Source organism: Pontimonas sp. (genome assembly GCF_031581085.1).
Lineage (GTDB): Bacteria > Actinomycetota > Actinomycetes > Actinomycetales > Microbacteriaceae > Pontimonas.
This window is the reverse complement of sequence record NZ_JAVLBO010000035.1, coordinates 1-8,881: the sequence shown is the minus strand read 5'-3', so window position 1 is coordinate 8,881 and position 8,881 is coordinate 1. Positions and strand designations below refer to the sequence as shown.

Below are 8,881 nucleotides of genomic sequence, written 5' to 3'. Positions count from 1 at the left end.
CGCGTGGAAGCTCCTCGCCGGTCGAGTCTCGTGGAAGGTCTTCGCCGTCGTCATCGGTGCACTCACCCTGTTTTCTCTCACGGTCCCGATGTTTCGAGCCGCGATGTCCTATCTCAACGGCCACACGCTGATGGGTTTTGCCACCGTGTTGCTGGTCGGTGGGTTGTTGATCGCCCGGCAAGAGCAACGCTTTTCGGCGATTCCGATGGCCTTTACTCTCGTGGGGGGAGCACTGGGGGCCACCGCCCGCGTGGAGGGCATCGTCCTGGTTCTCGTCGTCGTAATCGCCCTGGTGGGTCAAACCTGGTGGTCCGGTGCCACACAACGCCTCCAACTCTTTGCCACCTTGAGTGTGATCGGCCTCACCTTCACCTGGTGGTTGAGCGCCCTGGAGAGTCCAGTACTCGAGCGCTTTGGCCTTCCCGACTGGGTGCTCGTGCTGCTCACCCTGGTCGGGGCGAGTGTGGCGGCCAGTAAGTGGATCGACCCGATTCGTGCCTGGCTACTGCCCGCTGCAGCCGCGTTCCTCTTGGTGTGGTTCGCCAGGGAAAATTGGCCATCATCTCACCCCCTCGGCAGAGTGAGTGCCCAGTGGCCCAATTTGGGCCTGGGTGTGGGCGGTTGGGGCACCGCCGCGCACGTGTTTATTGGCTCCGCGGTGCTGCTCGGTATTCGCCGGCGCTCCGCGGAATACCGATGGTTGTTGGGCTTATCGGCACTGCTCATCGCCGCCGTGCTGTTTAGCAAAACATTCGACGGTGGTTTTGGTCGGGCCAGTTTTTACGATTCGGTGAATCGAATGTGGTTGCACGTGATGCCCACAATCCTGCTGACCACTCTCGTCGGTTACTCCGAAGCGCTCCACGCCGCGCTGGGGCGCCGAGCTGCGACACAGTCGAGTCCGCGGCAGACGGCCGCGACCAATAGCCCTACTGCCCAGTAGACTCCTCATCATTCACACCTGAAAGGCTCCCCCGCTGTGAAGCTCGTGATTCAGATTCCCTGCCTAAACGAGGAAGCCACGCTGGGTGCCGTCCTGTCGTCGATTCCCGCTGAAATTGACGGCTGTGACTCGATCGAGGTGGTCGTCATCGACGACGGCTCGACAGACAACACGATTGCCGTGGCACAGGAGCACGGTGTGAAAACCATCATTCGACACCGCGGCACTCGGGGTTTGGCGGAAGCCTTTCGCTCCGGGGTGGACTACGCCCTCACCCACGGTGCCGACATTCTGGTCAACACCGACGGGGATAACCAGTATCCCCAAGCCGATATCGCCAAACTGGTGGCACCCATCGCCTCGGGTCAGGCCGACATCGTCATCGGAGATCGACAAACCCACAAAATTGCCCATTTCTCCTGGGGTAAGAAGCTTCTGCAGAAAATGGGAAGCAAAGTGGTCAACCAGGCGGCCGGAACAAAGATTCCGGATGCGGCGAGCGGGTTCCGGGCCTACTCGAGAACGGCACTGCTGAAGCTGAACCTGGTGACAAAGTTTTCGTACACGATGGAGACCATCATCCAGGCCGGCTATAAACGCCTGGCGATCGAGAGTGTCCGAATCAAGACCAACCCGAAGACGAGGGAATCCAGGCTGTTTAAGTCGACGCCAGAACACGTGGTGAAGTCGGCTGCCGCGATTACCCGCTCCTTCTTGATGTATAAGCCCTACACGTTTTTTGGCACGCTGGGGGCGGTATTGGGCATCGCCGGCCTCATTCCCTTCATTCGCTACCTCACCTTCGCGGCGTTGGGGGTGCCGGGCGAGCTGATCCAGTCACTCCTTCTCGGAGTGTCGCTTCTCACCGCTTCGCTTCTCGCGTTTGCCCTGGGAGTCATTGCCGACCTCATTCGCATCAACCGGCAGCTGATTGAAGACGGACTCTCCCTCCACAAAGCCCACCAAGACGTCCAGAGCCTCTCCGATAATCACCGTGCGAAGTAGCACCGAGAACCGTGCGAAGTAGCACACAACACACTGTGGCACTGGTGGGCCCCACCCACCCCTACACCGGCGGCATCGCCCAGCACACCACCCGATTGGCCCTCGAACTAGAAAAGCGCGGCCATCACGTCCAGGTCGAGTCGTGGAGTGCCCAATACCCAAAAGCTCTCTACCCGGGACCAGACCGCGTGCCAGGCGGAACACCCGAAATTGGACTCCCCCGCACAGTGCGTGAAGATCTCGCCTGGTTTAACCCTTTTAGTTGGTGGAGAGTGGGCCGAAGGCTTCGCCGCCACGATGTGGTGGCCGTGAGTATTCCGACCCCCTTCCACGCTGTTCCCTACCTGGTGCTCCTCGGCGCTCTTGGGCAATCCGTTCAGAGCCTGGGCATTGTGCACAACGTCCTCCCCCACGAGCCGGGCCCACTAGACCGACTGTTGATGCGGTGGTTACTCCGCCGACTACACCTGGTGATTGTGCACGGCCAGGCGGCACTCGATACCGCCACAGAGTTGGGGGTGGCTCCAGACCGGCTCAGCGAATGCTCGCTGCCGTCTCCCTGGCCAGCCAGTCCCCCCGTGGCACCACAGGGCAGGGCACAGGACACCCCACAGTCCTCCGACCAGTCTGACCCCGAGGGCGCTACCGGACTGCGGGTGCTGTTTTTTGGCACCGTGCGCCACTACAAGGGACTCGACATCCTCCTCGACGCGCTGGCAGACACCCCGGAGGCCACGCTGCTTATCGCCGGTGAGTTTTGGGACGATGAGGCTTCCTACCGCGACCACATTGCCCGTCTCGGGCTGGAGGCCCGCGTCACTATCCGCGGCGGTTACGTGCCGGAAGCAGAATTTCCTGAACTCTTCGCGGGGGCCGATGTGCTCGTGTTGCCCTACCGCTCCGGGACGGGCTCGATTGTTCGAGAACTGGCGTTTCGCTTCCACCTTCCCGTCATCGCCACCGACGTAGGCGCAATTGCCGAAGGCATCGAGCACGACCACACGGGCATGGTGGTTCCAGCCGGTGACCCCGGTGCACTGGCGGGTGCACTAGCTGATGCTCTCTCTCACGCCGCCCAGCCCGGCGTGTTGGCCCGGTGGCGAGAGGCTGTTGCCACCCGCGACGACAGCCAGGGTGCACTGTGGGAGTCTTATTGCCAGGCGGTGCTCGGCGGTGGCGCGTCTGGCCAGATAGCTCCTGGAGGTGGTCGATGACCAGCAGAGTCGTCTACACAGCGCTATTTGGCGAGCACGAGGCACTCCTCGAGCAGGAGGTCGCCGCCGACAGCTCGATACGGTTTCTGTGCTTTAGCGACAACCCTGACCTCACCAGCACCAGCTGGGAGATTGTCCAGGTCGACCCGCTGTTTCCCGCCGACCCGAGACGCTCCCAACGAGACATCAAAATCAGGGGACATGAACTCCTGGCGGAGTTTGACCAGTGGCTCTACCTCGACAACACGGTGCGACTCAAAGTGCCACCGGAGTCGATTTTGGATCAGTGGTTGGCCGATGCCCAGTGGGCGGCCATCGAACACGACGCCCACGAGAGCACCTGGCAAGAATTCGAGGCGAACCTGGCGACGAATAAGGACACACCCGCTCGTCTGAACGAACAACTACAGGACTACTCCACGCACCACAGCGAAGCCCTCGATGAGCGCCCCCTCTGGAACGGGTTGTTTGCGAGAAAGAACACCCCCGAGGTGCGGGCGTTCGCCGAACTGTGGTTTCACCACGTCTGTCGATATTCCGCCCGCGACCAACTCTCGATCATGGTCGCGCTCGGCCAAAAGCCACTGCGGGTGAGCAGGGTGCACGAGCGCGTGCGCAATTCTCCCTGGCACGACTGGCCACACCGGCAACAAGAAACCCCGGAGAGCAAAGCCCTCCGGCACGCCAAAACCTCCGGTCTGAAACCCCTCGCCGAAGAACTACACGACGCACAAGAGACCATCCACGCCCTCAAAGCCGAAGTCAACGCCCTCACAGACGCCCGGTGGTGGGGATTAGCCGGCGTATGGCGCAGGCTCCAGGACGCCCGTCGGGCAAAGCGCCGAGCGAAAAAGCAGGCCCACAAGCGAAGCGGCTAACCCCAACCACCTCTTCGCGGTCATCCCGTGGGACGCAGTGAGGCAACGGCCTCCATGTGGTGGGTGTGGGGAAATAGGTCCACCCCTTGGACGCGCTCTAGCTCGTAGCCGGCGTCGCGAAAGAGTGCGATGTCTCGGCCAAGGGCGACCGGGTCGCACGCGACGTAAATGACCTGCTGGGGCCCTAGCGCAATAATCTGGCCCACCACGTCGGCCTTTGCCCCGGTGCGGGGAGGGTCAAGAACGACCGTTCCCACAGGGCCCTCTGGCGTGAAGGTCTGGAGAAACCGCTTGACATCGCTGTCGACGACCTCCGCGCGGGAGAAATCACGCAGGTTTTTCGTGGTGAAATCGGTCGCTGCCGAATCGGATTCGACGGCAATAATCGGGGCGTCTGGCCCGTAGGCGCGGCCTAACGCCCGGGCGAATAGTCCCACCCCGCTGTAGAGGTCCAAGTGCACCGCTGCCGGGTCAACCGGTCGGAAATCACCGACGCCGGGCGCGCTCACCCCGCTGCCCGCGAGCGCGCTGCTCACCAAAGCGTCTAGTGTCTGGGCTGCGCCGTGGTGGACCTGCCAGAAACTGTGATCGCTCAGGTGAAAGACCTCATCACCGACCTGCTCGGTGATGGGTTGTGGTTTTTGGGTGTCGATTACGACCCGGGCGTCACCGGCGGAGTTCTGTACTAAACGAATCTGGCTGTGGCCGGACCAGTCACCGCGGTGAACAGCCAGTGCGTCGAGCGCAGACGACGCCAGCGGGAGTGAGTCCACGTCGATGACGGTGTGGCTGCGCTCGGCGTAGGGGCCCGCCAGGCCCCGATCATCGACGTGCAGGGTGACTCTGGTGCGCCACCGAAGCCCATCGGTCTCACCCGCCACCGGCTCGACCTGGACACTGGAAGCAAACTCTTCTGACACACCACCGTGGCGGGTGAGGGCTTCTTGAAGAATGGCCGTTTTGAGCTCTCGTTGATAGCCCAATTCGATGTGACCGTAGTCAGCGCCCCCGGCCCTGTGTTGTGGCGGCCTGGAGACATCGGCTTCTGGCCAGATGTGCGAAACGCGGTGGGCGCTGGGGACCAGCACCTCGATCAGCTCGGCAAAGGCGTGGGATTTTTTCACCGAATAGACCCGCGCGCGGACCCGCTCTCCGGGTAGACCACCGTGGACGAAGACCACGAAACCGTCGTGCCGGGCGAGGCCATCACCACCGTGGACGACCTTGGTAACCTCGAGTTCAACGCTGTCGCCGGTATCTAATGCCATCTTCCAACCCTAGGGACTCTTCGCCGTGCACCTTTTCCTCGCCTCGACCTCTCCGGCGAGGCTGCAGACACTGCGCCAGGTCGGTATCACCCCTTCGGTGCTCCGGCACACCGTCGATGAGGAGGCCCTGGTCGAGAAGGCCACGGCGGCCGGTCCGATTCCCGCCCGCGAGATGGTGCAACTCCTCGCGCGGGCAAAAGCCCAGGATGCGGCCCGTCTGGCCGGCGTCACGGGGCTGATTTTGGGGGGCGATTCGCTTTTCGAAGTCGACGGTGAGATTTTTGGCAAACCGCACACTCCCGAGCGGGCCCGACAGCGCTGGCACAGACAGCGCGGACAAACCGGTGTCTTACATTCCGGTCACACGCTCATTCACAGCGAAGACGGTGCGGTGGTGGCCGAGGCGAGTGTCGCCACCCAGACCAGTGTCACCTTCGTCGATGACCTCGGTGACGAAGAAATCGATGCCTACATCGCCACCGGCGAGCCGCTGAAGGTGGCGGGGGCGTTCACCATCGACGCCAAAGGCGCCGGCTTTATCGAATCCATTGACGGTGATCCGTACACGGTGGTGGGCCTGTCGGTGGCGGCGCTTCGACGCCTGGTGTTGAAACTGGGTTTCTCCTACACCGATTTGTGGTCCGATTGAGCGATAATCCGGCTCAGCGTTGTGGCCGGGCACAACACCAACCCGGGTTGATATGTGGCCGAGCTCCATAGGCGAGTGCCCTCTGAGCCCTAAGCTGTGTGGTCATGGCGCGAATTCAAAAAGTCCTCATCGCTAACCGCGGAGAAATTGCCGTTCGAATTATTCGGGCCGCAAAAGACGCCGGTATCGGCACGGTCGCCATCTACGCCGACCAGGATCGCAATGCACGCCACGTCCGCCTCGCCCACGAGGCCTACGCTCTCAACGGCAAAACCAGCGCCGAGACCTACCTGGTGGTGGAGAAAATTCTCTCCATCGCGAAACGCTCCGGCGCCAACGCCATCCACCCCGGCTACGGTTTTCTCGCCGAAAACGCGGATTTTGCCCGCGCGGTCATCGACGCCGGTCTGATCTGGATTGGTCCCTCACCGGAGGCAATCGAACAGTTGGGTGATAAAGTCACCGCCCGTCACATCGCCGAAAAGGTCGGCGCACCGCTAGCACCCGGGACACTAAACCCCGTCGCCGATGTCGCCGAAGTCAAAGAGTTTGTCGCCCAACACGGCATGCCCGTAGCCATCAAGGCGGCGTTTGGCGGTGGCGGTCGCGGTTTGAAAGTCGTCCACGACGTAGCCGACATCGAAGAAGCCTTCGATTCGGCTACCCGCGAAGCCATCGCCGCGTTTGGTCGCGGCGAATGTTTTGTCGAAAAGTACCTCGAACAACCACGACACGTCGAAACCCAGTGCGTGGCGGACAAGGACGGCAACGTGGTGGTGATTTCCACCAGGGACTGTTCTCTCCAGCGTCGACACCAAAAATTGGTCGAAGAGGCCCCGGCGCCCTTTTTGACCCCCGAGCAGGAAAAACTGCTCTACGACTCCTCCAAAGCGATTTTGAAAGAAGCCCGCTACGAGGGAGCCGGGACCTGCGAATTTCTCATCGGCAAAGACGGCACCGTATCGTTTCTGGAGGTCAACACCAGGCTCCAGGTCGAACACCCCGTCAGTGAAGAAGTCACCGGAATCGACCTGGTGCGCGAACAATTTCGCATCGCCGAGGGTGAAACAATCGACTACCCCGACCCAGTCGCACACGGCCACTCCATCGAATTTCGCATCAACGGGGAAGACCCGGGGATGAACTTCATGCCGATGCCGGGCCCCGTGCACACCCTGCGCTTTCCGGGCGGACCCGGTGTCCGGGTGGACTCCGGGGTCACCACCGGTGATGTCATCACCGGAGCCTTTGACTCACTACTGGCCAAACTGATCGTCACCGGACACAGCCGGGCCGACGCGATCGAGCGTGCCCGGCGTGCACTGTTGGAATTCGAAGTCGCCGGGCTTCCCACGGTGTTGCCCTTCCACCGCGCCGTCATCGACGACCCCGCATTCATCGCGGAGAACGCCGAGGGTTTCCGGGTGCACACCCGCTGGATCGAAACAGAGTGTGAAGCCGAAATTGAACCCTGGAGTGGAGCGGTGGAGGCCGAAGCAGAAGCCGATGACCCCTACCGCACCGTCGTGGTGGAAGTGGAGGGGCGCCGGCTTCGAGTGGGAGTACCGTCCATCATTTTCCAAAGCGGCGAAAAAGCCCTTCACAAAGCCCCGAAGCGGCAAAACAGTTCTGCTGCTCAGACCGCGCAATCTGGCGATACGGTCACATCGCCCATGCAGGCCACGGTGGTGAAACTGGCCGTCTCCCCCGGCGACACCGTGGTCACCGGCGACCTGGTCTGTGTCTTGGAGGCGATGAAAATGGAACAGCCCCTCCAAGCCCACCGCGACGGGGTCATCGAATCGGTCGATTGCGTCATCGGCGATACGGTCAGCGCCGGGCACGTGCTCATCCGCTACCAGGCGGCATAGGTCACCGCCCCCACGCCACAGCGTCCTCACTGCGCCCCTCACTGCACCCCTCAGAGCGCTCCCGCCAACCCCACACCACAACGTAACTCGAGGCAGCGTGCACGCCCACTCGCCCCCTCGCGCAGCGACAGGACTACCCGGTGTCTGGACGGCTGAGTTGTGGCCCACTTCTGCCTAGACTGTGGGGGTTATCCAAAAGGTGGGGAAAAACATGACGCATGTGTTGGTGACGGGAGCTGCGGGGTTTATCGGAGCCCGGTTGGTGCAAGTCCTCTCCGAGCGCGGTTACACCGTCACCGGTGTGGATTGTTTCTTGCCAGACCTCTACTCCGCGGAGATGAAAAAGGCGCGGTTTTCGACCCTTGACGGGCTTGCCGGGGTGAGCCTGGTCGAAGCGGACCTGCGCCGTGATGATCTGAGCGCCCTTGGGGCCCCCGACGTGGTCGTCAACGAAGCGGCAATGCCGGGGCTGACCAAATCGTGGGAAGACCTCCAGCTGTATATGGACAACAACGTGATGGCTCTCGACCGGGTCATCAGGCAGACCGCCACGGACACGCTTCGCCAGTTCATCCAGATCTCGACCTCTTCGGTCTACGGGCGAATCGCCGAAGGCGCAGAAGACTCCCCCACGAACCCGTTTAGCCCCTACGGGGTGTCCAAACTGGCCGCCGAGAAGCTCGGCTTTGCCCACCGCGACAACTTTGGTTTGCCCTTTAGTGTGCTGCGCTATTTCTCGGTATACGGGCCTGGGCACCGACCCGACATGGCCTACCACCGCTTCCTCGCAGCCGCCAGAGACCACACCCCCATCACCGTCTACGGTGATGGCTCCCAGCGTCGCACCAACACCTACGTCGACGACTGCGTCGAGGGAACCATTAACGCCATCGAGCGCGCGGTCCCCGGTGAGATTTACAACCTCAGTGGCACCGAGTCCTACAGTCTGAACGACGCACTGGACATCATTCGAGACGTCACCGGTGTGACACTCGACGTGCGCTACGAACCGGCCCGAGCGGGCGACCAGAAAGAAACCAAGGGAGCCATTGC

8 protein-coding genes are annotated in these 8,881 nt (G+C 62.1%); 7 read left to right on the top strand and 1 reads right to left on the bottom strand.

Annotated elements, in window-relative coordinates:
* From RI518_RS07395 to RI518_RS07380, 4 genes are all read left to right on the top strand, one after another.
* Window positions 1–943, top strand: a 943-nt coding sequence (locus RI518_RS07395; RefSeq protein ID WP_310689748.1) for a hypothetical protein, incomplete at its 5' end; no start/stop codon positions are given.
* A gap of 36 nt (window positions 944–979) precedes the next feature.
* Window positions 980–1,948, top strand: coding sequence for a glycosyltransferase (locus RI518_RS07390; protein ID WP_310672385.1), 969 nt, complete (start codon window positions 980–982; stop codon window positions 1,946–1,948).
* A gap of 11 nt (window positions 1,949–1,959) precedes the next feature.
* Window positions 1,960–3,162 carry a glycosyltransferase gene (locus tag RI518_RS07385; protein WP_310689747.1) on the top strand — a complete coding sequence of 401 codons (1,203 nt, stop codon included), beginning with the start codon at window positions 1,960–1,962 and terminating at the stop codon, window positions 3,160–3,162.
* Entirely contained in the window at window positions 3,159–4,040 is an 882-nt protein-coding gene (locus RI518_RS07380) for a glycosyltransferase domain-containing protein (RefSeq protein ID WP_310689746.1), read from the top strand. Before RI518_RS07385 ends, RI518_RS07380 begins: the two co-directional genes overlap by 4 nt.
* 20 nt (window positions 4,041–4,060) lie before the next feature.
* Here RI518_RS07380 and RI518_RS07375 read toward each other — a convergent pair whose 3' ends face one another.
* Window positions 4,061–5,308 carry a TRAM domain-containing protein gene (locus RI518_RS07375; RefSeq protein ID WP_310689745.1) on the bottom strand — a complete coding sequence of 416 codons (1,248 nt, stop codon included), beginning with the start codon at window positions 5,306–5,308 and terminating at the stop codon, window positions 4,061–4,063.
* Window positions 5,309–5,333: 25 nt separating this feature from the next.
* Between RI518_RS07375 and RI518_RS07370 the strand changes: the two genes are divergently transcribed.
* The 3 genes from RI518_RS07370 to RI518_RS07360 all read left to right on the top strand — a co-directional run.
* Window positions 5,334–5,957: a nucleoside triphosphate pyrophosphatase gene (locus RI518_RS07370; protein ID WP_310689744.1), complete on the top strand. Its 624-nt coding sequence runs from the start codon at window positions 5,334–5,336 to the stop codon at window positions 5,955–5,957.
* Between the two features lie 104 nt (window positions 5,958–6,061).
* Window positions 6,062–7,828: a biotin carboxylase N-terminal domain-containing protein gene (locus tag RI518_RS07365; protein WP_310672347.1), complete on the top strand. Its 1,767-nt coding sequence runs from the start codon at window positions 6,062–6,064 to the stop codon at window positions 7,826–7,828.
* Window positions 7,829–8,039: 211 nt separating this feature from the next.
* Window positions 8,040–8,881: NAD-dependent epimerase/dehydratase family protein (locus RI518_RS07360; protein ID WP_310689743.1), on the top strand; the 842-nt coding region annotated here is incomplete at its 3' end.

Coding starts and splice junctions, on each gene's coding strand:
- RI518_RS07375 (WP_310689745.1), bottom strand. CDS start 5,308: ATGGCATTAGATACCGGCGACAGCGTTGAACTCGAGGTTACCAAGGTC.
- RI518_RS07380 (WP_310689746.1), top strand. CDS start 3,159: ATGACCAGCAGAGTCGTCTACACAGCGCTATTTGGCGAGCACGAGGCA.
- RI518_RS07365 (WP_310672347.1), top strand. CDS start 6,062: ATGGCGCGAATTCAAAAAGTCCTCATCGCTAACCGCGGAGAAATTGCC.